23 protein-coding genes are annotated in these 23,071 nt (G+C 47.6%); 18 read left to right on the top strand and 5 right to left on the bottom strand.

What is annotated here, in order from left to right:
• Nucleotides 1-47: 47 nt before the first annotated feature.
• Together QUE62_RS01145 and QUE62_RS01150 are read left to right on the top strand one after the other, a co-directional pair.
• Entirely contained in the window at nt 48-2,384 is a 2,337-nt protein-coding gene (locus tag QUE62_RS01145) for an NADP-dependent malic enzyme (protein ID WP_286261756.1), read from the top strand.
• Between the two features lie 125 nt (nt 2,385-2,509).
• Nucleotides 2,510-3,130, top strand: a complete 621-nt coding sequence (locus tag QUE62_RS01150) for a barstar family protein (RefSeq protein ID WP_108509280.1) — start codon at nt 2,510-2,512, stop codon at nt 3,128-3,130.
• Here the strand turns inward: QUE62_RS01150 and QUE62_RS01155 are convergent.
• Both QUE62_RS01155 and fur read right to left on the bottom strand, forming a co-directional pair.
• A complete protein-coding gene (locus QUE62_RS01155) occupies nt 3,127-3,879 on the bottom strand; it encodes a 16S rRNA (uracil(1498)-N(3))-methyltransferase (RefSeq protein WP_286223915.1) in 753 nt (250 codons plus the stop codon). The genes QUE62_RS01150 and QUE62_RS01155 overlap by 4 nt on opposite strands.
• A gap of 26 nt (nt 3,880-3,905) precedes the next feature.
• On the bottom strand, nt 3,906-4,355 hold the full coding sequence (gene fur / locus QUE62_RS01160) for a ferric iron uptake transcriptional regulator (protein WP_286225554.1): 450 nt from the start codon (nt 4,353-4,355) through the stop codon (nt 3,906-3,908).
• 70 nt (nt 4,356-4,425) lie between these two features.
• Here fur and QUE62_RS01165 point away from each other — a divergent pair, with 70 nt between their 5' ends.
• The 10 genes from QUE62_RS01165 to hemL all read left to right on the top strand — a co-directional run bounded on the left by QUE62_RS01165 (nt 4,426) and on the right by hemL (nt 14,801).
• On the top strand, nt 4,426-5,022 hold the full coding sequence (locus QUE62_RS01165; protein WP_286225556.1) for an outer membrane protein assembly factor BamE: 597 nt from the start codon (nt 4,426-4,428) through the stop codon (nt 5,020-5,022).
• Nucleotides 5,023-5,042: 20 nt separating this feature from the next.
• A complete protein-coding gene (dapB, locus tag QUE62_RS01170; RefSeq protein WP_286262524.1) occupies nt 5,043-5,840 on the top strand; it encodes a 4-hydroxy-tetrahydrodipicolinate reductase in 798 nt (265 codons plus the stop codon).
• 27 nt (nt 5,841-5,867) lie between these two features.
• The gene (gene leuS / locus QUE62_RS01175; RefSeq protein ID WP_286261758.1) at nt 5,868-8,534 is read left to right on the top strand and encodes a leucine--tRNA ligase; all 2,667 of its coding nucleotides are present in this window, start codon (nt 5,868-5,870) and stop codon (nt 8,532-8,534) included.
• Between the two features lie 79 nt (nt 8,535-8,613).
• Complete coding sequence (locus QUE62_RS01180; protein ID WP_286223919.1) at nt 8,614-9,066, top strand: LPS-assembly lipoprotein LptE; 453 nt, start codon at nt 8,614-8,616, stop codon at nt 9,064-9,066.
• A gap of 22 nt (nt 9,067-9,088) precedes the next feature.
• Nucleotides 9,089-10,144, top strand: coding sequence for a DNA polymerase III subunit delta (gene holA / locus QUE62_RS01185; protein ID WP_286223920.1), 1,056 nt, complete (start codon nt 9,089-9,091; stop codon nt 10,142-10,144).
• Between the two features lie 22 nt (nt 10,145-10,166).
• Complete coding sequence (locus QUE62_RS01190) at nt 10,167-11,444, top strand: glutamate-5-semialdehyde dehydrogenase (protein ID WP_286227459.1); 1,278 nt, start codon at nt 10,167-10,169, stop codon at nt 11,442-11,444.
• Between the two features lie 18 nt (nt 11,445-11,462).
• Complete coding sequence (locus tag QUE62_RS01195) at nt 11,463-11,891, top strand: CopD family protein (RefSeq protein WP_286223921.1); 429 nt, start codon at nt 11,463-11,465, stop codon at nt 11,889-11,891.
• A gap of 8 nt (nt 11,892-11,899) precedes the next feature.
• The gene (locus QUE62_RS01200; protein ID WP_286261760.1) at nt 11,900-13,282 is read left to right on the top strand and encodes a THUMP domain-containing class I SAM-dependent RNA methyltransferase; all 1,383 of its coding nucleotides are present in this window, start codon (nt 11,900-11,902) and stop codon (nt 13,280-13,282) included.
• A 30-nt stretch (nt 13,283-13,312) separates the two neighbouring features.
• Entirely contained in the window at nt 13,313-13,483 is a 171-nt protein-coding gene (locus QUE62_RS01205; RefSeq protein WP_108507762.1) for a rubredoxin, read from the top strand.
• Between the two features lie 25 nt (nt 13,484-13,508).
• The gene (gene hemL / locus QUE62_RS01210; protein ID WP_286261762.1) at nt 13,509-14,801 is read left to right on the top strand and encodes a glutamate-1-semialdehyde 2,1-aminomutase; all 1,293 of its coding nucleotides are present in this window, start codon (nt 13,509-13,511) and stop codon (nt 14,799-14,801) included.
• 5 nt (nt 14,802-14,806) lie between these two features.
• Here hemL and QUE62_RS01215 read toward each other — a convergent pair whose 3' ends face one another.
• Nucleotides 14,807-15,676 (bottom strand): symmetrical bis(5'-nucleosyl)-tetraphosphatase, encoded by an 870-nt coding sequence (locus QUE62_RS01215; protein WP_286261763.1) that lies wholly within the window; start codon nt 15,674-15,676, stop codon nt 14,807-14,809.
• A gap of 3 nt (nt 15,677-15,679) precedes the next feature.
• Nucleotides 15,680-17,149 carry a cryptochrome/photolyase family protein gene (locus QUE62_RS01220; protein WP_286261765.1) on the bottom strand — a complete coding sequence of 490 codons (1,470 nt, stop codon included), beginning with the start codon at nt 17,147-17,149 and terminating at the stop codon, nt 15,680-15,682.
• 45 nt (nt 17,150-17,194) lie between these two features.
• Between QUE62_RS01220 and QUE62_RS01225 the strand changes: the two genes are divergently transcribed.
• The 3 genes from QUE62_RS01225 (at nt 17,195) to ruvX (ending at nt 19,054) form a co-directional block, all read left to right on the top strand.
• Complete coding sequence (locus tag QUE62_RS01225; protein WP_286261767.1) at nt 17,195-18,022, top strand: YdcF family protein; 828 nt, start codon at nt 17,195-17,197, stop codon at nt 18,020-18,022.
• An 86-nt stretch (nt 18,023-18,108) separates the two neighbouring features.
• Nucleotides 18,109-18,648, top strand: a complete 540-nt coding sequence (locus QUE62_RS01230) for a YqgE/AlgH family protein (protein ID WP_286262525.1) — start codon at nt 18,109-18,111, stop codon at nt 18,646-18,648.
• On the top strand, nt 18,641-19,054 hold the full coding sequence (gene ruvX / locus QUE62_RS01235; RefSeq protein WP_286261769.1) for a Holliday junction resolvase RuvX: 414 nt from the start codon (nt 18,641-18,643) through the stop codon (nt 19,052-19,054). The genes QUE62_RS01230 and ruvX overlap by 8 nt, the downstream gene beginning before the upstream one ends.
• Before the next feature lie 14 nt (nt 19,055-19,068).
• On the opposite strand, the gene QUE62_RS01240 is transcribed toward ruvX, so the two are convergent.
• The gene (locus QUE62_RS01240) at nt 19,069-20,655 is read right to left on the bottom strand and encodes a TolC family protein (RefSeq protein ID WP_286261771.1); all 1,587 of its coding nucleotides are present in this window, start codon (nt 20,653-20,655) and stop codon (nt 19,069-19,071) included.
• 77 nt (nt 20,656-20,732) lie between these two features.
• Between QUE62_RS01240 and QUE62_RS01245 the strand changes: the two genes are divergently transcribed.
• From QUE62_RS01245 to QUE62_RS01255, 3 genes are read left to right on the top strand one after another with little or no spacing between them, the layout of a single operon-like run.
• Nucleotides 20,733-21,578, top strand: a complete 846-nt coding sequence (locus QUE62_RS01245) for an undecaprenyl-diphosphate phosphatase (protein WP_286223929.1) — start codon at nt 20,733-20,735, stop codon at nt 21,576-21,578.
• A gap of 18 nt (nt 21,579-21,596) precedes the next feature.
• The gene (locus QUE62_RS01250) at nt 21,597-22,079 is read left to right on the top strand and encodes a DUF2721 domain-containing protein (protein WP_286225568.1); all 483 of its coding nucleotides are present in this window, start codon (nt 21,597-21,599) and stop codon (nt 22,077-22,079) included.
• Between the two features lie 41 nt (nt 22,080-22,120).
• The gene (locus tag QUE62_RS01255; protein WP_286261773.1) at nt 22,121-23,068 is read left to right on the top strand and encodes a UDP-glucuronic acid decarboxylase family protein; all 948 of its coding nucleotides are present in this window, start codon (nt 22,121-22,123) and stop codon (nt 23,066-23,068) included.
• The last annotated feature ends 3 nt before the right edge of the window (nt 23,069-23,071 follow it).

A 23,071-nucleotide genomic window follows, 5' to 3' on the forward strand; every position in this document is an offset into this window, starting at 1 on the left:
CCTGTTTAAGGCTCCAAGCCCTTTTATTTCATTACCCGTGGAACCCTATGAGTCAATCTGGCAATAAACCTAATCAAAATAAAGAAGAGCAAATTAAGGCTTTGCGTGAGGCTGCCCTTAAGTACCACGAGTTTCCGGTCCCCGGCAAAATATCAATTGCCCCCACCAAGCAATTAACCAATCAACGTGACCTTTCTTTGGCTTACACGCCAGGTGTAGCAGCGGCTTGTGAAGAAATCAAACGAGACCCTGCCACTGCATTTCGCTATACCGCTCGTGGTAATTTAGTTGGGGTGGTCACCAACGGTACGGCCGTGTTGGGTTTGGGTGATATTGGCGCACTCGCCAGTAAGCCGGTGATGGAAGGCAAGGCGGTACTTTTTAAAAAGTTTGCTGGGATTGATGTGTTTGATATCGAGGTCAACGAAAGCGATCCCGATAAATTAGTTGAAGTAATTGCTGCCCTAGAGCCGACTTTTGGCGGAATTAACCTCGAGGATATTAAGGCCCCGGATTGCTTCTTGGTTGAGCGCAAACTCCGTGAGCGCATGAAGATTCCAGTCTTTCATGATGATCAACATGGCACAGCCATTGTGGTGGCAGCAGCGATTCTCAATGGTCTAAAAGTTGTTGGTAAAGATATTACGAAGGTTAAGTTAGTGACATCCGGTGCCGGCGCGGCCGCGCTGGCCTGTTTGGAGTTATTGGTTCATCTTGGCTTACCTAAGAGCAATATCTGGGTAACCGATATTGTCGGTGTGGTTTATGAGGGCCGCACTGAGCTCATGGATCCGCAAAAAACACCATTTGCGCAAAAGACCGACAAGCGCACCTTAGGCGATGTGATTGAAGGGGCTGATGTATTTTTGGGCTTATCGGCTGGTGGAGTTTTAAAGTCCGAGATGGTTGCCAAAATGGCAGATAAGCCACTTGTGTTTGCCTTAGCAAATCCAACCCCTGAGATCTTGCCGGAGGAGGTCAAGCTAGTTCGTCCCGATGCCGTAATGGCAACTGGGCGAACGGATTACCCCAATCAAGTGAACAACGTCCTGTGCTTCCCATTCATCTTTCGCGGGGCTTTGGATGTTGGGGCAACCACCATTACCACTGAGATGGAAATCGCGGCAGTGAAGGCAATTGCTGAATTAGCTCAAGCAGAACAAAGTGATGTGGTGGCGGCGGTTTACAGTAGCGAGAACTTGGCTTTTGGCCCTGATTATTTAATTCCGAAACCGTTTGATCCGCGCCTAATTACGGTAATTGCACCAGCCGTTGCGAAGGCCGCCATGGACTGCGGAGTTGCAAGTCGACCCATCAAAGATTTTGCTCTTTACAAAGATCAATTGCAGCAGTTTGTGTATCACTCGGGCACAGTCATGAAACCCTTGTTTGGGATTGCGAAGAAGATTCCGATGGAGCAAAAACGGATTGTCTTTTGTGAGGGTGAGGATGAACGTGTGATGCGTGCCGTGCAAATCATGCTCGACGAAAGTTTGGTGAACCCCATCCTCATTGGGCGTCCATCGGTGATTGAGCATCGCATCGAGAAATACGGCCTGCGCATGAAATCAGGCGTGGATATCGAGATCGTCAATCCGGAAAGTGATGTGCGCTATCGTGATTTTTGGCAAACTTATTTGCAACTCACTGAGCGCAAGGGGGTGACCGAGTCCTTCGCGAAGCTCGAGATGCGCCGCCGCAATACTTTAATTGGCTCTATTCTCCTCAAAAAAGGGCAGGCGGATGGCATGATTTGCGGCACGATCAGCAACACTGCCATGCACTTGAAATACATTGATGAGGTCATCGGTCATGAACCGGGTGCGACAGTGTATGGAGCAATGTCGGGGCTGATACTGCCGAATCGCCAAGTCTTCTTGGTAGATACCCATGTCAATATTGATCCAAGCGCTGCCGAGCTAGCTGAAATCACACTCTTAGCTGCGAGCGAGATGCGCAAGTTGGGTATGACCCCGAAAGTTGCCTTACTTTCGCATTCGAACTTTGGTTCCAGTGATGCGCCATCGGCTGCAAAAATGCGTGAGGTATTGGCGATTTTGCAAAAAGCTGCTCCTGAGCTTGAGGTGGATGGTGAAATGCACGGTGATTGTGCGCTGGACCCGGAAATTCGGGCTGGTGCGATTACAAACTCAAGCTTGCGTGGAGAGGCCAATTTATTGGTCTTGCCCAATATTGATGCCGCCAATATTTCTTATAACTTATTGAAAACTGCCGCTGGAAATGGTGTTGCAATCGGACCACTTTTGCTCGGGGTTGCAAAACCGATTCATATTTTGACTCCGGCGGCCACGGTGCGTCGGATTGTCAATGTGAGCACACTTGCGGTTGTAGAGGCCGCCACTCAATCCAAGGGCTTATTTTAAAAGGGAAATATACTTAGTAAGTAGTCGCTCACTTTTAAATTATTGATAAAAATCAATAACTTATCAAATTAGTTCTTGGATTAGGCTTGATTTAGGGGCGGGATAAGGGTAATCTACTATCCATCATGAATATTCTTCCTGAAAACATTACTTCAGCAAGCGTCGAAGATCACAGCCGCGCAGAAAATTGGGACAGAAATGATCAAGCCGATCGCGAGATCTCGGCGGCGAGCATTTATGCCCAAGGTGGTCTGTCGCGTCTTCAGACCTATGCTGCCAATCAAGACCTGGGAAAAAAAGTGACAGCTTCTTGGCGTGCTGCTTTGGCTATGAGGGATGCCGGTCCCCCAGCAATGTTGCGCAGTGTGCGCCCCAATATCGTGCAATCGATTCGTGCATTCAGAACTAGTGACCTAGCTGAGGCTGCCACTGAACTTGGACAGCACTTTGTGTATGCGAGTTGCACCAATGCCAATACCAAGGGTGAGGTGCTCGAAGCAATCGCGAACGCCTATATGTTTACCAAGCAGCAGGCTAAAAACTTTGATCCCCTATTGGATGCTCTGACAACCTTGGTTGACAAAGCTGGTCCTCAGCCAGGTTTTGTGGTGGTCCTCGAAGGTTTGCCTTGCACTCAAAAGTTTGACAAAGAAGCCAGGGAGACTCTCCTGGATGTGTTCCGCGATGCCGTTGAGTTTTGGTCAGAGCGCCGCGTCCCATATCGAGTCTTTTACTCGTTCGCTTAACTCGTCTTTAAGCTCCAAATACTCTCTACGGCTGAGATCGTAACGATCCCAGCCGTTTCTGTTCGTAGAATGCGTGGACCAAGTGATAAGGCGGTAAAACCAGCCTGTTTGGCATATTCCTCTTCCTCAGGGCAAAACCCTCCCTCTGGACCAATCGCAAGTGCAATGCTTTGGGGTGGATGCCGATTTAGAAATTGATGCAGCGAATCGGTGGTCGTTGTGCTCAAAAGGATTTTTAACCCAGCCACACTTTGTTTGAATGCATCCCGAGGATGTTGGATTGCGTTAACTTCTGGAATGACGCTGCGATCACATTGCTCACACGCCGCTTGCGCGATTGCCTGCCAATGAAGCAGACGTTTTTCTAGTCGCTTTGAGTCATGTTTGAGTTTGACCACCGAGCGTTCACACTCAATGGGGGTGATGCTTGTCGCCCCCGTTTCAACAGCTTTCTCGATGACCCAATCCATTTTGTCACCGCTGGCAAGTCCCTGAATTAGGTCTATGCGATAAGGGAGCTCGCGCTGGCGATCTTCTTGGATTTGTTCAATTTCAATCTGGGAATAGGTTTCGTTCGTTCTGGAGACTCTTCCTACCGCGGTATGGCCTTTACCATCAAACACAGTGAATACATCATCTGCTCCGATACGACGAACGCGCAAGTGATGGGCTAAATCATTATCAACTGGTAGAAGTTGTTTTGGTAGATTAGATTGGGCCCAATCACCCGCTAGGTAGAACTGTGGCATACAAGCTCAGTGAGTAATTGGATCAATTACTTTTTCTTATTGCGACAGTTCTTTTTCTGGCAATGACCGTACATCGCCAGAGAATGCTCTTGGAGCTTAAACCCGAGGGATTTGGCAATTTCGTTTTGGCGTTTTTCAATGGCCGAATCCACAAACTCCTCGACATGACCACAGTCAAGGCACACAAGATGGTCGTGATGATTTCCTTCATTAAGCTCATAAATGGCTCGGCTATCCCCCTTGCTCGACTCAAAATGGCTTCTTAACAGGATTCCGGCTTGCTCAAATTGGGTTAAAACGCGATAGACCGTGGCTAAGCCGATATCGGAGTTATCCTTCACAAGTGCCATGTAGACCTCTTCGGCACTAAAGTGCGAATCCGCGTTTTCCTGAAAAAACTCAAGGACTTTCATCCGAGGCGCCGTGACTTTTAGACCGATTTCACGGAGGTCGGTGGGGGTGGCGTTTTGGCTCATACGATTTGGCTCGATTGGCAGGTTTGGGCGCTAAAATCAGATACTTAATGATACGTTGAACTGTTAACCCATGCAGATTAGCATTTTTACTTGCCGCAAGCCAAATCGAGCTTTTGCATCACGGATGTTGATCGTGTTGTGCGCCTGTCTTGGTTTGGGTGCGTGTACCTCGGCGGTTGACAATACTCAGCGAGCTTGGATGAATACTATTTTCCAGCCGTATGTCCCCGATGTGGTTCAAGGCAACTTTATTTCCAGTGAGCAATATGCTCAATTAAAAGTAGGCATGAGTCGAGAGCAGGTGCGCCAAATTATGGGCACACCATTACTAGCAAGCTATTTTCATGCCAATCGCTGGGATTATGTATTTGAATTTAAGCGCGAGGGTCAGACCATCGGTAAGGAGAGACGCGTCACATTATTTTTTGAAGGCGATAAGCTCGTGAAGTTTGATGGCGATGCCTTACCTACTGAAGTAGAGCTTGTGGCCGAGATTGACAACTATGCGCGGGAGAAGCGCAGTTTTTGGGAAGTGCTAACGGGTAAAAATAAACCACCCAAGCCAGTAAAGAGGCCACCCCCTGAAGTGATGGTGATTAGCCAGCCTAATAATTTGCCGGTCCCAACACCGCAGCCTGATGTGGTGATCACCCCTGTTAAAAATTAATTAGAGAGCTAGCGATGCCAATGAAATTTGCAGTTGCGGGCGCAACCGGAAAAATGGGCAAAATGCTCATCGACACGATTTTGAGATCATCCAATGCGCAATTAACCGGTGCTCTTGAGCATCCTAGTTGCCCCTTATTAGGAACGGATGCGGGAGCATTTTTAGGTCAACAAACCAATGTCTTGATTACGTCTGATTTAGCCAAAGGATTAGCGGGTGCCGAGTATTTAATTGATTTCACAAGGCCCGAAGGAACTCTATTGCATGTTGAGGCTGCGAAGCGGGCAGGCGTCAAAATGATTATTGGCACGACTGGTTTTACTACTGAGCAATTGCAACAGCTTCGCGGTGCGACCGACACTATTGCCATCGTATTTGCGCCTAATATGAGCGTGGGGGTGAATGCTACCCTCAAAATTTTGCAAGTCGCCGCCCAGTTGCTTAACCAGGGGTATGACATCGAAATTGTGGAAGCGCATCATCGGCACAAAGTGGATGCACCTTCAGGAACGGCCATCAAAATGGGTGAGGTGATTGCCAAGGCCCAAGGTCATTCCCTAGCTGATCTGGCGGTGTATGCCCGTGAGGGTCACACTGGTGAGCGTAAGCCAGGCACCATTGGTTTTGCAACCATACGGGGTGGCGATATCGTGGGTGATCACACCGTGATCTTTGCCGGCGAGGGCGAGCGGATCGAAATTAGTCATCGCTCCACAAGCCGTCAATCGTATGCCGAGGGCGCCTTACGAGCCGCTGCTTTTTTGCAAAACCAACCTAAGGGCTGGTTTGATATGCAAGACGTCTTGGGCCTCAAATAATTTAATCCCTAACAACAAGAATAATTAATGGATAAACATCAGGCTAAGGATTACGATTTTCGGAGTATTGAAGCGCGCGCGCACAATGAGTGGCAAGCGAATGATGTCTATCGCGTGTCTGAAGATGCAAAGACACCTACCGGTCAATTAAAGCCAAAGTTCTATGCCTGTTCGATGCTGCCTTATCCCTCCGGTAAGTTGCACATGGGTCATGTGCGCAACTACACCATTAATGATGTGATGGCGCGCCAACTGCGCATGCAAGGCTACAACGTCTTAATGCCGATGGGTTGGGACGCATTTGGGATGCCGGCCGAGAATGCCGCACTTCAGAATAATGTGCCGCCCGCACAATGGACCTATCAAAATATTGATTACATGCGCGGCCAGATGGCAGCGATGGGGCTGGCAATTGATTGGTCGCGGGAGATTGCAACCTGCAAGCCTGATTACTACCGTTGGAACCAGTGGCTATTTTTGAAGATGCTTGAAAAAGGCATTGCTTATCGTAAAACCCAAACCGTCAACTGGGATCCGGTAGATCAAACCGTTTTAGCTAATGAGCAAGTGATTGATGGGCGTGGTTGGCGCTCGGGTGCTTTGGTTGAAAAGCGTGAGATTCCCGGGTATTACCTCAATATTACTGCGTATGCTGAAGAGTTATTAACTGGACTCGATGATCTAGCGTGGCCTGAGCGCGTCAAGATCATGCAGCAAAACTGGATTGGTAAGAGTCATGGAGTACGCTTCGCATTTACTCATCAAGTTCAGGATGATGCCGGCCGTTTCATTAACGATGGCAAGATGTATGTGTTCACGACGCGCGCTGATACCATCATGGGCGTTACATTTTGCGCGGTTGCTGCCGAACATCCTTTGGCGGCCAAGGCGGCACAAACCAATCCAGCATTAGCGCAATTCATTGAACGTTGCAAAACCGGGAGTGTGATTGAAGCCGATCTGGCGACCCAAGAAAAAGAGGGCATGCCAACCGGTTTGTATGTGACCCATCCCTTAACCAATGAGCCAATTCCGCTGTGGGTTGGTAATTACGTACTGATGTCGTATGGCGATGGTGCAGTGATGGGAGTTCCCGCCCATGATGAGCGTGACTTTGCCTTTGCTAATAAATACCATTTGCCTATTAAGCAGGTGATTGCTGTTAAAGGGGTAACCGATCTTTTTAATACCTCGCACTGGCAAGAGTGGTATGCACAAAAAGAGAACACCGAGTGCATTTACAGCGGGCCCTATGACGGCTTATCACACCCAGATGCTGTGCAGGCCGTTGCCAAGGATCTGAAAGAGCGAGGTCTTGGTGAGCTAAAAACGACCTATCGCTTGCGCGATTGGGGTATCTCTCGACAGCGTTATTGGGGGACTCCAATCCCCATGATCCACTGCACTGATTGTGGCGAAGTGCCAGTTCCTGAGTCGGATTTACCTGTGGTCTTGCCCGAAGACTGCGTGCCAGATGGTTCTGGTAATCCTCTCAATAAACGCGAAGATTTTTTAAAAGTCGATTGTCCGAAGTGCGGTAAGCCTGCACGGCGTGAGACCGACACCATGGACACCTTTGTGGATTCTTCATGGTATTTCATGCGCTATACCGGTCCCGATGCAAAAAGTATGGTGGACTCTCGTAATGACTATTGGATGCCAATGGATCAATACATTGGCGGAATTGAGCATGCGATCTTGCATCTGCTGTACGCTCGGTTTTGGACCAAGGTGATGCGCGATTTAGGTTTGGTGCGTTTTGATGAGCCTTTTCTAAATCTCCTCACGCAGGGGATGGTTCTTAACGAAACCTTCTATAAAGAAGATTCGAGTGGCAAAAAGCAATGGGTTAATCCTGCTGATGTCGATCTTGATCTTGATGAGAAGGGACGACCCATTGCAGCTAAGCTCATCAAGGATGGCTCACCAGTCAATATCGGTGGTGTTGAGAAGATGGCCAAAAGCAAAAATAATGGCGTTGATCCGCAAGCCCTGATTGATCAGTATGGCGCTGATACGGCACGGCTCTTCACGATGTTTGCTGCGCCACCCGAGCAGCAACTTGAATGGTCCGGTGCAGGCGTGGAGGGTGCTTCTCGGTTCCTGCGTCGTTTATGGAGCTATGCGAGTTCGCAAGCGGAATCTTTACAAGCAGTACATTCGTCCCTTCCAAGCGATCTCAATGCTAACGAAAAAGAGCTGCGCTTTGAAGTGCATACGATTTTGAGGCAGGCAAACTTTGACTATCAGCGTCGTCAATACAACACCGTGGTCTCGGCAGCTATGAAGATGTTGAATGTGTTAGAGCCCTTTAAGTTAAATCAGGATGTAAATTCGATTCGCCCTGAAGTGCTTTCGGAATCACTCGGAATTTTGCTACGCATTTTGTATCCCGTTGTTCCACACTGCACCTATGCGTTGTGGGAAGACCTTGGATTTGCCAAGCACTTTGGCTCTTTATTGGATGCACCTTGGCCGCAAGTGGATGAGTCTGCTTTGATTCAGTCGGAGATTGAGTTGGTGTTGCAAATTAATGGCAAACACCGAGGCCAAATTAAGGTGCCAGCTGATGCTTCAAAGGACGCGATTGAGGCCATTAGCTTGCAGTCAGAGCCTGTTTTGCGACTCTTAAACGGTGCGGCGCCCAAGAAGATCATTGTGGTTCCCGGTCGCTTGGTGAATGTGGTTGCATAAGCAGATGAGCGTACCTCATAATTTCAATCGTCGCCTGCTGCTAAGAAGTAGCCTTTTTGGCTTCATAACAGTTTTTGGATTGTCTGCATGTGGTTTTCGTTTACGTGGCTCTGTCACTATTCCCTATAAATCGATTTTGATTTCAGGGCGACCATCGCCCCAATTACGTTTTGACCTCGAGCGCATTATTTCGACAGGAACAAATGCAAAGGTAGTCACCTCGGGTAAGGATGCCGATTTGATTCTGGATATTGTGAGCGAAGATAGTACTCGGCAAATTTTGACCTATACCTCGACGGGTCAGATTTCTGCGTATCGACTCAATAATCGGGTCGTGTTCCGCGCTTTTGATAATACGGGTGCCGAAGTCATTCCAGAATCCGATATCTATGTGATACGGGATCTCGATTTCACTGTGGCAACTGTATTGTCTGCCGATATCCAGCAACAACAATTTTTAGAGAGCATGCGTTCTGATTTGGCGCTGCAGATCTTGCGTCGCATTGCCACCCTAGGTCGGGTGAGTAAATAAATTTTCTATTTGATCGATTTCAATGATCAAAAGTGATGCCTTCCAGATTCATTTGGCTGGTCTAGCGAAGGGTTCCCAGAGCCTTCATCCCTTATATGTTTTTTCGGGGGATGAGCCACTTCTGATGATGGAGGCTGTGGACAGCCTCAGGGCATTTGCCAAAACCCAAGGATTTACTGAGCGCGATGTAATGGTTCAGGATCGCTACTTTGATTGGCCATCGTTATTAAGTATCGGGCAATCCATGTCCCTGTTTGGCGATAAGCGCTTTGTGGAACTGCGTATGCCCACTGGCAAACCTGGTCGCGAGGGGGCGGATGTACTGAAAAACTTTGCCACTTCTCTAGGATCAGCCGGCTCAGTGCCTGACGTGATTATGTGCATTCAGCTTCCGCGTCTTGATCTGAAAACCAAGGGCTCTGCTTGGTTTGTGGCGTTAGATGAGGCCGGGATGGCGGTCCAGATTGATTCGATTGAACGAAGTCAATTACCCCAATGGATTGCTAAGCGAATGTCACTGCAGTCGCAATCCGTTGAACCTGGGGAAGCGGGGCTGCGCAGTTTGCAATGGATGGCCGATCAGGTTGAAGGTAACTTGATCGCTGCCCATCAAGAAATTCAGAAGCTGGGACTTTTGTATCCCAGCGGAGTGATTACCGATGAGCAAATTCGTGCTGCGGTTCTCAAAGTTGCTCGCTATGATCTATTTGAGCTGACAGAGGCACTACTGTCTGGTGATGCGGCACGTCTGAATCGAATGGTAGATGGCCTACAAGGTGAGGGTGAGCCCTTGCCTCTAATTCTGTGGGGAATTAGCGATGAGCTAAGAACGCTTAATCGGGCCCAGACTGCGCTTACTGCAGGGGAGAGTTTGCCAACCATCATGCGTAATTACCGCATTTGGGGAAAGCGCGAGAAGCTCTACCCGATGGCACTCAAGCGCATTCAACCCAAGAAACTCAAACAAGCTCTAATACTTGCGGCTAATTTAGATAAGCAGGCAAAGGGTCTATGGGTTCGAGATCTTCCAGCTAATCCTTGGGATGGTTTGCGACTTGTTGGGAGTTTATTGCGTTAGAGTATCAACTATGGCAAATGAGATGAACCAAACGATTGAGCAAATGATGCTGACCATTGGTCAGCAAGCTCGCCTCGCTTCAAGGGCGATGGCCAGAGCCAGTTCTGAGCAAAAGAATCAGGCATTAAGCAATATTGCGAAGGCTATTCGTAGGGATGTCGCAAAGATTCTGGCGGCCAATGCCCGTGATGTGGAGCGGGCTAAGGCCGCTGGTCATGACGCTGCATTTGTGGATCGTTTGACCATGACCGAGAAATCAATTGAGACCATGGCCTTGGGTCTTGAGCAAATCGTCACCCTGGAGGATCCAATCGGTCAGATTACCCCCTTTAAACAGCAACCCTCAGGTATTTTGATTGGGCAAATGCGTGTACCCCTTGGTGTGATTGGCATTATTTACGAGTCCCGTCCCAATGTCACGATTGATGCGGCAGCTCTATGCTTAAAGTCAGGAAATGCTGTCATTTTGCGAGGTGGATCGGAGGCAATTGACTCCAATACATTTTTAGCTGGATTAATTCAGGAGGGCCTGGCTGCCGCTCAGTTGCCAGCCAATGCCGTGCAAGTGATCCAAACAACTGATAGGGCTGCCGTCGGAAAAATGATCACTATGACCGAGCACATTGATGTGATTGTGCCTCGCGGCGGGAAGAGTTTGATTGCGCGCCTGATGCAAGATGGCCGAGTGCCCATGATCAAACACCTCGATGGAATTTGCCATACCTTTATAGATGAGGCTGCGGATATCGATTTAGCGATTAAAGTATGTGATAACGCCAAGACCCAGCGCTATGCTCCTTGCAATGCGATGGAAACTCTACTCGTTCATGGCAAGATCGCACCTCAGGTTTTACCCAAGCTTTGCCGAATTTATCAAGACAAAGGCGTGGAATTGCGTGTGGATCCAAAGACCCGCTCCTTACTTGAATCGAATCAATTTGCTAACTTGGTCGATGCGACTGAGGAAGATTGGCGCACAGAGTATCTGGCGCCGATCTTATCGATTAAGACTGTTGAGAGTCTTGATGAGGCAATGGATCATATTGAGCATTATGGTAGTAAGCACACGGATGCGATCATTACCCAAAATCAAGAGCATGCCAATCGTTTCTTGCGAGAAGTCGATAGTGCGAGTGTGATGGTCAATACCAGCACCCGATTTGCAGATGGCTTTGAGTATGGCTTGGGTGCCGAGATTGGGATCTCCAACGATAAGTTGCATGCGCGTGGCCCCGTTGGTCTTGAGGGGCTGACCTCGTTGAAGTACGTGGTGATGGGCCACGGTGAAATACGTCAGTAATTTTGATAAAGAGACTCTATGTTTGATGGTTACCTTTGGGCTAAAACCCTGCACATCGTTTTAATTGCCTCATGGTTTGCTGGGCTTTTTTATTTACCCCGTATCTTTGTAAATCTGGCACAAGAAACTAACGATATCGCCTATGAACGTTTAATCGGTATGGCACAACGACTCTACCGTTTTATGACCATCCTGATGATGCCAGCGGTCGCTTTGGGACTCATTTTGTGGCTGTATTACGGAGTTGGCCGCGGCTCGATCTGGATGCATGTGAAGGTGTTATTAGTGCTGATTGTGATTGGCTACCATTTGCAATGTAAGCGTCTCCTTAAGCAATTTGTTCAAAAGCAAAATACCAAAAGCCACGTGTGGTTTAGATGGTTTAATGAGGCTCCAGTTTTGCTGATGTTGGTAGTCACTGCTCTAGTAGTCATTAAGCCGAGCTGATCCTCATTGTGAAATTTTTTATTGTTTGTCCGGGCGGACTTGAGGCAGTTTTAGCCCAAGAGCTCGAGGAGATTGTTGCTCGACCTGAGATAAAAGCATTGGGGCGATCATCGGTTGACCCAGCCCCGTCAAGCTTAACCGGCGGAATGGGGGTTGAGGGACCGCTTGCCTTAGCAATGGCAATGAATCTGCATTCACGGATTGCCAGTCGTGTTTTGCTAAAGATGACCGACGGACCCTATAAATCCGAGGATGATCTTTATCATCAAGTAAAAGCGATTGGTTGGGAAGATTGGTTTTCCTCGAATCAAACGCTTCGGGTCGATATCACCGCACAACGATCGCCTCTAAAGAGTTTGAACTTTGCTACTTTGCGAATCAAAGATGCGATTGTTGATCGTTTGCGCGAGCAAACGGGTGGGCGCCCGAATATTGATACAGTGAATCCCGATGTGCGGATTCAGGTTCATTTGACGCAACAACATGCCACCATCTATTTGGATACCTCGGGTGAGCCTTTGTTCAAACGCGGCTGGCGGGAGGAAAAGGGTGAAGCGCCTCTTAAAGAGAATCTCGCTGCTGGGATTTTGCGATTGACCAACTGGCAAGCTGCAATGCCGCTTTATGACCCCATGTGCGGAAGCGGCACCTTTTTGATTGAGGCTGCCCAGATAGCCTTTCATATTCCAGCGGGGGCGCTGCGAGCGCGCATACTTGGCTCATCCGATCAAAATATAGCCGTATCGTGGAAGCTATCGGTTATGCAAAGTGGCTTTGGCTTTTTGCGACTCAAGCCCTTTTTGAGCTCCCTGGAAAAAAAGAACTGGCAAACACTTTGCGATGCTGCGAAGACGGAAATGCATCGGCATCAGAAAGACACCATTGCAATTAGTGGCAGCGATATCAACGAGAAAATGATTGCCATGTGTAAGGCAAATTGGCAACGCGCGCAGTTGCCTGGATTGCCTGTGGTTCGACAATTGGATGCTATCGCGATTAGGCCCAATATTGATTTAAGCGAAGGGCAAAAAGGGGTGATGGTATTTAATCCACCTTATGGAGAGCGCCTAGCTATGAAGGGTGGCGACTCTGATCGACCCCATGTCTTTGGTGATAGCAAGGCTGCATACATGCAAAAACGACGTACGAGCCGAGAGCCTTTATTAAAAGAGCCGATCGATCCGAAGTTTGCAATGCTACTCGATCAGTTTAGTAAGCAACTGAAAGACCATTTTGCAGGTTGGGAGATCTTTGTTCTCACTGCAGATATGGGCTTACCGGGCCATTTACGCATGAAAGAGTCCAAACGCACCCCATTATTTAATGGCCCCTTGGAATGCAGACTCTTCAAGTTTGAGATTCGGGGGCGAAGCGATGCCCAGAAATCGTAAAATAAGATTTCAATCTGAAAGAAATAACAAATGGAATATAAAACCTATATGTGCCTGATCTGCGGCTGGATCTACGATGAAGCCAAAGGTTGTCCGGATGATGGCATTGCGCCTGGAACCTTGTGGAAAGATGTTCCCATGAACTGGTCGTGCCCCGAGTGTGGTGCGCGCAAAGATGATTTTGAGATGTGCGTCATTTAATGAATTAGACTTTTTAATGAATGCCATGAGCCAAAACGATCAACTCTTTACACGTGCCCAGAAAACGATTCCAGGTGGCGTGAACTCTCCAGTGAGGGCATTTCGGCAAGTGGGGGGTACCCCGCGTTTTATCAAGCGTGCAGAAGGCCCTTATTTTTGGGACGCCGACGATAAGCGCTATGTTGATCTCATCATGTCATGGGGGCCCATGATTGTTGGGCATGCGAACCCAGAAGTAGTGGAAGCAGTGCAGCGTGCCGCAACTCAGAGTTTTAGCTATGGTGCCCCGACCGCAGGGGAGATTGATCTTGCTGAGCGTATTTGTGAGTTAATGCCAGCAATCGAGCAAATTCGTTTAGTGTCGAGCGGCACTGAAGCGACCATGAGTGCCTTGCGTTTAGCCCGCGGCTATACCAATCGTGATTTGATTATTAAGTTTGAGGGCTGTTACCACGGCCATGCGGATAGCCTGTTGGTCAAAGCCGGTTCTGGTTTGCTCACTTTTGCCGATTCCACAAAGAATGCACCTTCATCGGGTGGTGTACCTCAGGATTTAGTGAGGCATACCTTAGTGCTGCCCTATAACGACGTTGGTGCTCTAGAAGAGGCCTTCAAGCGCCATGGTGATCAGGTCGCTGCATTAATTTTGGAACCGATTGCTGGCAATATGAACTTAATTCGTGCGACTCCCGAGTTTGTCAAGGCGGTTCGTTCGCTCACCCAGCAGTATGGCGCCGTATTGATTTACGACGAGGTGATGACGGGATTTCGGGTAGCCTTGGGCGGCACCCAATCCTTGCATGGCATTCAGCCGGATTTAACTTGTCTGGGCAAAGTCATGGGTGGCGGTATGCCCATGGCAGCATTTGGAGGTAAGCGGGAGATTATGGCGAAGCTCGCTCCCTTGGGTAATGTTTATCAGGCAGGCACCTTATCTGGCAATCCCGTTGCAGTAGCTGCAGGGGCGAAGACCTTGGAGATCATCTCGCGACCCGGGTTTTTTGAATGCTTGACCGAACAAACCAAAAAATTAATGGCGGGATTGCAGCAAGAAGCCAATCGAGCTAAGATTCCATTCTCGGTCGACAGTGTTGGTGGAATGTTTGGCTTCTATTTTTCACAGACGGTACCAATTTCATACGAAGCAGTGACCAAAACCGATATTGAAGCTTTCAAACGCTTCTTTCATGCGATGTTGGACGAAGGTGTTTACCTTGCTCCATCCGCCTATGAGGCTGGATTTACATCGATTGCACACGATAACGCAGTGGTTGATGAGATTATTCGTGCAGCTCAGCAATCGTTTCAGAAGATTTAATACGCTCACATCCGTAGCGGGTGATCATAGCCCGCCACACTGACTGTCTTAATCGTAAGCGATTTGGAATCCTCAGTTAAAGCCTTGGGGTTCATTCTTTCCAAGTGGTCAAGATCGATTGCAGTTAGAGTACCGCCCCATACGCAGCCAGTATCAATTCCGATCACCCCTTGGCGATTGAGTAGGCCAAGCGTTGACCAGTGACCAAAGACAATAGGGATCGATTTTGTTTTACGATCAGGCGCTTCAAACCATGGGATATATCCAGCTGGACCATTTTCTAATCCCTCTTTGCTTTTGAACTCCATTTCGCCCTGAGGAGTACAAAACCGAATCCGGGTTAGGGTATTGGTGATTAAACGCAAACGATCAAATCCAGATAATTTTGGATTCCAGCGATTTGGGGTGTTGCCATACATTTGGGATAAAAAATCTCGATAGTTTTTATGGCGTAGTGCAATCTCCACCTCATGAGCCAAAGATAAAGTTTTCTTAATGCTCCATTGGGGTAGCACCCCTGCGTGCACCAGTAAGACCTTGCCATTACTCAGTGCCATGGGACGGCATCTCAACCAATCGATGAGCTCACGACGATCAGGTGCAGCCAAAATATCATCGATCGTATCAAGAGGCTTGGTATCACGAAGTCCTGCATCACACGCCAATAAGTTCAGATCATGATTACCCAAAATACACTCGGCAACCCCCTCTTCCTGAAGTTGCTTGAGTCGCCGCAAGGTACCCAGCGAATCTGGGCCACGGTTGACGAGATCCCCCAGAAAAATGAATTTAGAGCCATGGGGGAGTTTCTTGATGAGTTGATTAAGGGGCCTTAAGCAACCCTGTACATCACCAATCGCAAAGACGCGCGTCATTACTCAAGCCACTTTTTTCACAACGTTATAGCGAATCAAGGTCGCCTTGCGGGCTTCATCATGATCGACGATTGGGCTTGGGTAGTCTTTACCCAATACGATGCCAGCGGCCTCGAGCTCAAGTTGCCCTGCAAGCCAGGGCGCATGGATTGATTTATTGGATAGCTTTTCAAGAGCAGGAATGTAGCGGCGGATAAATTTTCCTTCACCATCAAAGCGCTCAGACTGGGTAATGGGGTTAAAGATACGGAAGTAGGGCTGAGCATCACATCCAGAAGACGAGGCCCATTGCCAGCCACCGTTATTAGAGGCAAACTCAAAATCGTTCAGATGCTCCGCAAAGTACTGCTCACCCCAGCGCCAATCGATGCCGAGGTCTTTACATAAAAAACTAGCCACGACCATGCGTAAGCGATTGTGCATATAGCCCGATTGATTGAGTTGATGCATAGCCGCATCGACTAATGGATAGCCAGTTTGTCCATCGCACCAGGCCTTAAACAATTTTTGTGCTTTGGGACCTTGCTCCCAAACAATCTTGTCATAGTCGGGCTTAAATGATTCGCCATCGGCAAGGCGAGGGTGATTGGCCAAAATCATGAAATAAAAGTCCCGCCATATGAGCTCACTCAGCCATGTGCTTGCACCAAGACTGCTTGCAAGCATTCGACGATGAGCCTCGCGAACCAAGCCACGGATTGATAGAAGACCAAAGCGCAAGTATGTAGAGAGGTAGCTGACGCCTTTGGTTGCTGGGAAGTCTCGGCCAATGTTGTATTGATCAATTCGTTTTAGAAAGTCACCCAAAAAGAGCTCAGCACCCCTCTGACTTGGGGGTAGATACTTTTCTATGCCTGTCGGTCTAAATCCCATGGATTCCAGCGAAGGGATGCCGGTATCAATGCTCTTGGGAATGGGGGCATATCGACCCTGTAAGCCAGCATTAGGGAGATCGCAGACGAAGGGCTCAAGGTCTGAGGGGTTTAGTTTCTTAAGCCATGCATTTTTATACGGAGTAAAGACCGAGAATACAGTTTCAGAGTTAGTTAAGACTTCAGTCTTCTCAAAAATAACCTGATCCTTAAAATGCTGGAACGCAACGCCATTCTTCGCAAGCGTTTGTGCGATGGCCTCATCGCGTGAAATTGCCGTGGGTTCATAGTCATGGTTGGTAAAGACTGCTTGTGCATCAAGTTGTCTCGCTAGGGCAGGGATCAGTTCGGTCGGGTCACCATGACGGGCAATGATCCCGCTTCCTCGAGCTCTTAGCGTTTTATCTAGATCTTCAATCGTTTGCCAAATGAAATCCACCCTGCGATCAAAACCCTGACCTATAGAGAGTAGGGGGGTAAGGATCGAGGTGTCAAAGATAAAACAGACCCAGACCTGTTGATACTGTTTTAGGGCGTGATGAAGAGCCGCCTGATCATATAGGCGTAAATCACGTCGAAGCCATACCAATGCACTTGTCATAGGCTCTATCTTATTCGGGAATGCGATTTTGATTATGATGCCCTCATGGATAGCCTATTTTTTATTACTTCGAAGATTGTTCAATTCCTAATTGAGCCTTTAAACCTGATTTTCTCGGCTACCCTTCTGGCATGGTTTTTTCTTACCATTCGCAAGCCCGTCTTCACCAATCGTCTTTTGGCATTTGCAGTCATTGGCTTCCTGGGCGTGGGGTATATGCCTATTCCTGAGTCTTTGATCCGCATTCTGGAAAATGCCGTTCCCAAACCATCGATTCAGAATCTCAATCCCGACCAATTTGCAGGGATCATTATTTTGGGTGGGGCTATCGAGGGCGAAGATGTTGCCGTTGATCGTGGTGAGATATCTCTTAAATCATCGGCCGAGCGTGTTACGAAGGGACTAGAGCTCATTCGAAAGTATCCTGATAAGCCATTTATCTTTAGCGGTTTTTCGGGAAGAGTAAATCCAAGAGGGTTGTCAGAGGCGGATGCGTTTAAACAATTGATTCAAGAACAAGGGCTTGCCGATAGTACAAACACCACTGCCTTTTACGAGAATCAATCCCGCAATACTTATGAAAATGCGGTTTATTCCAAAAAGATTATCGATGCCATTTATCCACAATCTCCAGGCCAACAGTTAAAACCGTGGCTATTAGTCACCTCCGCGAGTCATATGTATCGCTCTGTAAAAATCTTTGAAAAGCAAGGTATTCCAGTAATTGCCGTACCAGTGGATTACCAAACAGCGAATAACTTGCAATGGCGCGAATTTGATTTAACCGAAGGCGCATTTCTGTGGAATAAGTTATTGCATGAATATATTGGGATTGGAGCTTATCAATTGACTGGAAAAATATCACTTTTCTGAATTCCTGAGGCTTGCTAGAATGGGTTGTGAGCCAAGCCAATGCCTTCCCCTCATTCAGTTCCTTTGCTAACCAGTTCTTGTTAGCCATGCCGGGTATGCTGGACGAAAATTTTTCAGGTTCCTTGGTGTATCTTTTAGAACATAGCGACAAAGGTGCTATGGGACTGGTGGTTAATCGTCCGACCGATATTGTGCTCTCAACCCTGTTTGAGAAAATCGAGCTGAAGCTTGAAATCGCACCATTACTTGACCAGCCGGTTTATTTTGGTGGACCCGTTCAGGTCGAACGAGGATTTGTGCTGCATCCCACTGATCTTGCGGAGAAGTACTCATCTTCATTAATCATTGCAGATGGTCTCACTATGACCACATCTAAAGATGTTCTTGAGGCGGTAGCGAATGGTTCTGGACCTGAGAAGTTTCTGATGACACTAGGGTATGCGGGGTGGGGTGCAGGACAGCTCGAAGAGGAGATTTCGCTCAATGGGTGGATCAATATCGCCATCCCAAATAATCAAATGCAAACGATTATTTTTGATACGCCATATACCGATCGTTATCAAAAGGCAATGCAGGTTTTGGGCTTTGATCTAGCAAGCCTTTCTGGAGAAGCGGGGCATGCCTAATGATGCTTCGAATTCCATAACAATTGTTTTGGGATTTGATTACGGCACTAAGCGGATTGGGGTGGCGGTTGGCAATTCGCTGACCAGAAGTGCTCAAGCTTTGGATGTAATCCAAAATATCAAGCCCAATCAAACATATCAAAAAATTCAAGACTTAATTAATGAGTGGCAACCGAGTTGCCTGGTGGTGGGTTTACCATTGCATCCGGATGGTGCTGAACATGCGATGACCAAACGCTCACGCTCGTTTGGCCAACAGCTTGCTAAGCAATTTGGTAAGCCCATCCATTATGTGGATGAGCGCTATTCCTCAGTGTTATTAGAACAAGACACCCAGTATCAGGGGGCTCTAGATTCGCATGCGGCTGGATTGCTTATAGAGCAGTTCTTTCGCGAGCGCAGTTAACTCCTGATTAATCACTAGCGCAGTAATGCATTAATTGCAATCAAATCCTCATCGGATAAATTAGCGGCCTGAGCTTTCAAGCGCAATGCGTTCATAATCGTGTCATAGCGGGCCTTGTAGAGAGAGGCCCGAGTGGTAAAGAGCGTATCTAAGGCAATTAAGACATCGATGTTAATGAGGGTACCGACGTTGTAACCTAATTTACTCGATTCAACGGCTATGGCCGATGACTTCTCGGCGGCTTCCAGTGCTTTAACAGTAGCCAAACCACCATAGAATCCCGTAAAGGCTTGACGGGTTGCCTGCGCAGCGGTGCGTCGTAGATTGTCGTAATCTGCCTTCGACTTATCAAAAAGTGCTGCGTTTTGGCGGATAACGGACATATTAAATCCGCCCGACACGATTGGTAGTGTCATTTGTAATGCTAAAGTGTTGTTATAAATATTTTGTGTAGGGAGTGGGTTAAAGTTCAGAGCAGAACCATTCGATTGATTAAAACCCGCAGTCCCCACAAAGTTAACGCTTGGATAGTTTGCAGCGAGAGAGCCTTTATATACACTCTCGGCTAATTGCACACTGAGTTGACCAGCCAGTACTCCATAGTTGGCGTTTTCGGATTGGGTAATCCAGTCCTCCAATGCTTGTCCTGGGGGTAGTTTGGGGCTGACACTTTCTGCAATTGGTACTCCTTTGATATCCTTGTTGCGGGCCCTTGGATCAGCCACCACCCCAGCAATCGAAACATCCTTTGCCATTGGTTTAATGTGCTTGACCGGGTGGCCAATCAGCTGTTCGAGAACTCCGCGTTTAACGACTAGGTCTGCATGTGCAGCAATCTCTTGAGCATTTGCGACATCAAAGCGTGCCTGGGCATCATTGGCATCGACGATCGTAGCCGAGCCAATCTCAAACTTGGCCTTTGCAGCCTGAAGTTGTTGACGGATTAACTCTTTTTTGCTCTTGAAAAGCTCAACATTGTCTTGAGCTGTTAATACATCAAAGTAGGCTTGCGATACTCGAATGACCAAATCTTGCTGAGCTTGATAAAACTGAAGATCAGAGATTTTGCTATTAAGCTCTCCTTGTTTAAATAGCTGCACCCCACTTAAGTTAAAGACCGGTTGGGTTAGCGTAAGGGTATAGCTACGCTGATCATATACTCGGTTATTACCCTCTCCGTGCTGGAAAAACCGAGTAGCAGTTGGATTAGCTGAAACCTGTGGTAGCAATACGGATAACCCCTGCCAGTAGAGCTCTTTTCGGGCTGCTAAATTAAAGCGTGCACTATTAATCACTGGATCATTAAATGCAGCCTCTTGATACAGGGTAAGGAGATCCAAAGTACGGCCATCGAGCGCCTTACGGTTTTGGGGATCCGTTAGGTTCGATGAAATCGGTGGGATTGGAATAGCTGTTTGTGGTGGTGCTTCGAGCCTTAGAAGGTCTTGAGGACTTAAGGTCTTGGGTAATGCATTATTTGCCGGTGTTACGGTGACGGAGCCTTGATTAGAGGTTGGCTGCTGATTCGATTGTGAAAGTACCTGGCTAGATACTATCCATCCAGCCAGTCCAATGAGGGTAATTAATGGGAACCGTTTCATTGAATGCATGATCCGAAGTTTAAGCCCAAACGCCAAATTGATGAGTTTAGGGATTTAAGGCTTTAGTATTGATACTTATGGAACCATTACTTTTATTCAAAGCTCTCATTCTCGGGGTTGTTGAGGGCTTAACCGAGTTTTTACCTATTTCGAGTACTGGGCATTTAATCTTGGTGGGGGATCTCTTAAATTTTAATGATGAGCGTGGTAAGGCTTTTGAAATCATCATTCAGTTCGGTGCCATTTTGGCGGTGTGCTGGGAGTACCGTGAGCGCTTATTCAAGGTGACCAATACCTTTTTTTCTAGTAAACAATCACAAAAGTTTGTTTTGCATGTGGTGATTGCCTGTATCCCGGCCATGGGGCTTGGTCTGATTTTTGGTAAGTTCATTAAGACTCATCTGTTTTCACCAGTCCCTGTGGCAAGCGCATTCATTGCGGGGGCCTTTGTGATCTTCTGGGCGGAGTATCGCCAAACTAAAGCATCAACCATAAGGAAAATCGATAGCATTGATCAGTTGACTGCACTCGATGCTTTAAAGGTTGGACTGGCACAATGCGCGGCTCTGGTACCAGGCACCTCACGTTCAGGAGCAACAATTATTGGTGGGATGCTCTTTGGATTGCCGCGAGCCGTTGCAACTGAATTCTCCTTCTTTTTAGCAATCCCGGTCATTGGTGGGGCAACTGCGTATGAGTTACTCAAGATTGCAAACTCGCCCCAAGTATTTGGTTTTGCTGATTTTGCGCCTACCCTTTTAGTTGGTTTTGTCGCAGCCTTTATCTCAGCATTCATTTGTGTGCGCTGGCTGATTCATTATGTTGCGCATCACAACTTTATCCCCTTTGCTTGGTATCGTATTATTTTTGGCGTTTTAGTTTTGGTGACCTCGTACACCGGTCTTGTCGCTTGGTCTAATTGATAGTTGCAGAGTAAAAATATGAACCTTTCAATTGATGCTATACAGGCCAATATTCAGCTGGCCTTAGCACCTGTCTTTCTCCTAACAGCCGTCGCTACCTTAGTTGCTGCGATCACAGCGAGGCTGGCTCGTAATGTAGATCGGATGCGTTTTATCCAGAACCAGCTATATGGCGATCAGCAGCTTAGTCAAAAGCTGAAGACGCATTATGAGAAAGAAATTGATGAGTTCAAGACCAGAGGAAGGTTATGCACTCTGGCCATTTTTTTTGATGTCTTGGCGGGTGTTTTAATTTCTCTGACGGTTCTTGAGCTATTTTTAGTGCAAACCGGTGCAGGAAAATTGGTCAACGTAGGTTATGTTTTGATCACATTTGTTGCAGGCTTAGTCTCATTTGTGGTTTCTCTAACGCTGATCTTGGTTGAGGTTGTATTTGCCTATCGCTCGACAAGTTGGGATATGCCTGCGCAAGAACTATCTCAAAAGCCTAAAAGGCCCTAGGAATAAAATTCGCAGTAACCTAAAATTTCTGAAAGATATCTATGTCAATCAATCAAAGCAAAATCCTCATCACTGGTGGCGCTGGCTTTTTGGGCTCTCACTTGACTGAGCGCTTACTACGTGAGGGTAATGATGTTTTGGTAGTGGATAACTTTTTTACTGGCAACAAACAGAACCTTGCGCACTTGATGGGTAACCCTAATTTGGAGATCATGCGCCATGATGTGACCTTTCCTTTGTATGTCGAGGTCAATCAGATCTATAACTTGGCGTGTCCCGCCTCTCCAGTGCATTACCAATACGATCCCGTGCAAACCACCAAAACTAGCGTACATGGCGCCATTAATATGCTGGGTTTGGCGAAGCGCACGAGAGCACGTATTTTGCAAGCCTCTACGAGTGAGGTCTATGGTGATCCAGAGGTGCATCCTCAACCCGAGGGCTATTGGGGTAGGGTGAATCCGATTGGCATTCGGTCCTGTTATGACGAGGGTAAGCGCTGTGCTGAAACCCTATTTTTTGACTACTTTCGCCAACACCAAACCGATATCAAAGTGGTCCGTATCTTCAACACCTATGGCCCAAAGATGCATCCCAATGATGGCCGGGTCGTGAGTAACTTTATCGTACAGGCCTTGCAAGGTAAAGACATCACGATTTATGGAGACGGTTCTCAGACCCGAAGTTTTTGCTATGTCGATGACCTAATCGACGCCATGGTCAGAATGATGAACTCAGAGAAGGGTTTTACTGGCCCCGTTAATATTGGCAACCCCGGAGAGTTCACCATGCTCGAGCTTGCCGAGATGGTTCTCAAGCTTTCTGGCAGTAAATCCAAGATTATTCATCAACCATTGCCATCGGATGATCCGAAGCAGCGTCAGCCCAATATTGATTTAGCTAAAGCCAAATTAGGGTGGGAGCCCAAGGTATCCCTTGAGGATGGCCTGAAAGAAACGATTGCTTATTTTCGAGTTCTATTGAAATAAAAA

It is taken from the genome of Polynucleobacter sp. HIN9 (assembly GCF_030297635.1).
Taxonomy (GTDB): Bacteria; Pseudomonadota; Gammaproteobacteria; order Burkholderiales; family Burkholderiaceae; genus Polynucleobacter.

Bases quoted from the DNA above. Each gene is read 5' to 3' on its own strand.
- QUE62_RS01255 (WP_286261773.1), top strand. From the start codon at position 22,121: ATGTCAATCAATCAAAGCAAAATCCTCATCACTGGTGGCGCTGGCTTT.
- QUE62_RS01190 (WP_286227459.1), top strand. From the start codon at position 10,167: ATGAACCAAACGATTGAGCAAATGATGCTGACCATTGGTCAGCAAGCT.
- QUE62_RS01150 (WP_108509280.1), top strand. From the start codon at position 2,510: ATGAATATTCTTCCTGAAAACATTACTTCAGCAAGCGTCGAAGATCAC.
- QUE62_RS01205 (WP_108507762.1), top strand. From the start codon at position 13,313: ATGGAATATAAAACCTATATGTGCCTGATCTGCGGCTGGATCTACGAT.
- fur (WP_286225554.1), bottom strand. From the start codon at position 4,355: ATGAGCCAAAACGCCACCCCCACCGACCTCCGTGAAATCGGTCTAAAA.
- QUE62_RS01230 (WP_286262525.1), top strand. From the start codon at position 18,109: ATGCCGGGTATGCTGGACGAAAATTTTTCAGGTTCCTTGGTGTATCTT.
- leuS (WP_286261758.1), top strand. From the start codon at position 5,868: ATGGATAAACATCAGGCTAAGGATTACGATTTTCGGAGTATTGAAGCG.
- QUE62_RS01220 (WP_286261765.1), bottom strand. From the start codon at position 17,149: ATGACAAGTGCATTGGTATGGCTTCGACGTGATTTACGCCTATATGAT.
- QUE62_RS01195 (WP_286223921.1), top strand. From the start codon at position 11,463: ATGTTTGATGGTTACCTTTGGGCTAAAACCCTGCACATCGTTTTAATT.
- QUE62_RS01155 (WP_286223915.1), bottom strand. From the start codon at position 3,879: ATGCCACAGTTCTACCTAGCGGGTGATTGGGCCCAATCTAATCTACCA.
- ruvX (WP_286261769.1), top strand. From the start codon at position 18,641: ATGCCTAATGATGCTTCGAATTCCATAACAATTGTTTTGGGATTTGAT.
- holA (WP_286223920.1), top strand. From the start codon at position 9,089: ATGATCAAAAGTGATGCCTTCCAGATTCATTTGGCTGGTCTAGCGAAG.
- hemL (WP_286261762.1), top strand. From the start codon at position 13,509: ATGAGCCAAAACGATCAACTCTTTACACGTGCCCAGAAAACGATTCCA.
- QUE62_RS01145 (WP_286261756.1), top strand. From the start codon at position 48: ATGAGTCAATCTGGCAATAAACCTAATCAAAATAAAGAAGAGCAAATT.
- QUE62_RS01240 (WP_286261771.1), bottom strand. From the start codon at position 20,655: ATGAAACGGTTCCCATTAATTACCCTCATTGGACTGGCTGGATGGATA.
- QUE62_RS01225 (WP_286261767.1), top strand. From the start codon at position 17,195: ATGGATAGCCTATTTTTTATTACTTCGAAGATTGTTCAATTCCTAATT.
- QUE62_RS01245 (WP_286223929.1), top strand. From the start codon at position 20,733: ATGGAACCATTACTTTTATTCAAAGCTCTCATTCTCGGGGTTGTTGAG.
- dapB (WP_286262524.1), top strand. From the start codon at position 5,043: ATGAAATTTGCAGTTGCGGGCGCAACCGGAAAAATGGGCAAAATGCTC.
- QUE62_RS01215 (WP_286261763.1), bottom strand. From the start codon at position 15,676: ATGACGCGCGTCTTTGCGATTGGTGATGTACAGGGTTGCTTAAGGCCC.
- QUE62_RS01165 (WP_286225556.1), top strand. From the start codon at position 4,426: ATGCAGATTAGCATTTTTACTTGCCGCAAGCCAAATCGAGCTTTTGCA.
- QUE62_RS01250 (WP_286225568.1), top strand. From the start codon at position 21,597: ATGAACCTTTCAATTGATGCTATACAGGCCAATATTCAGCTGGCCTTA.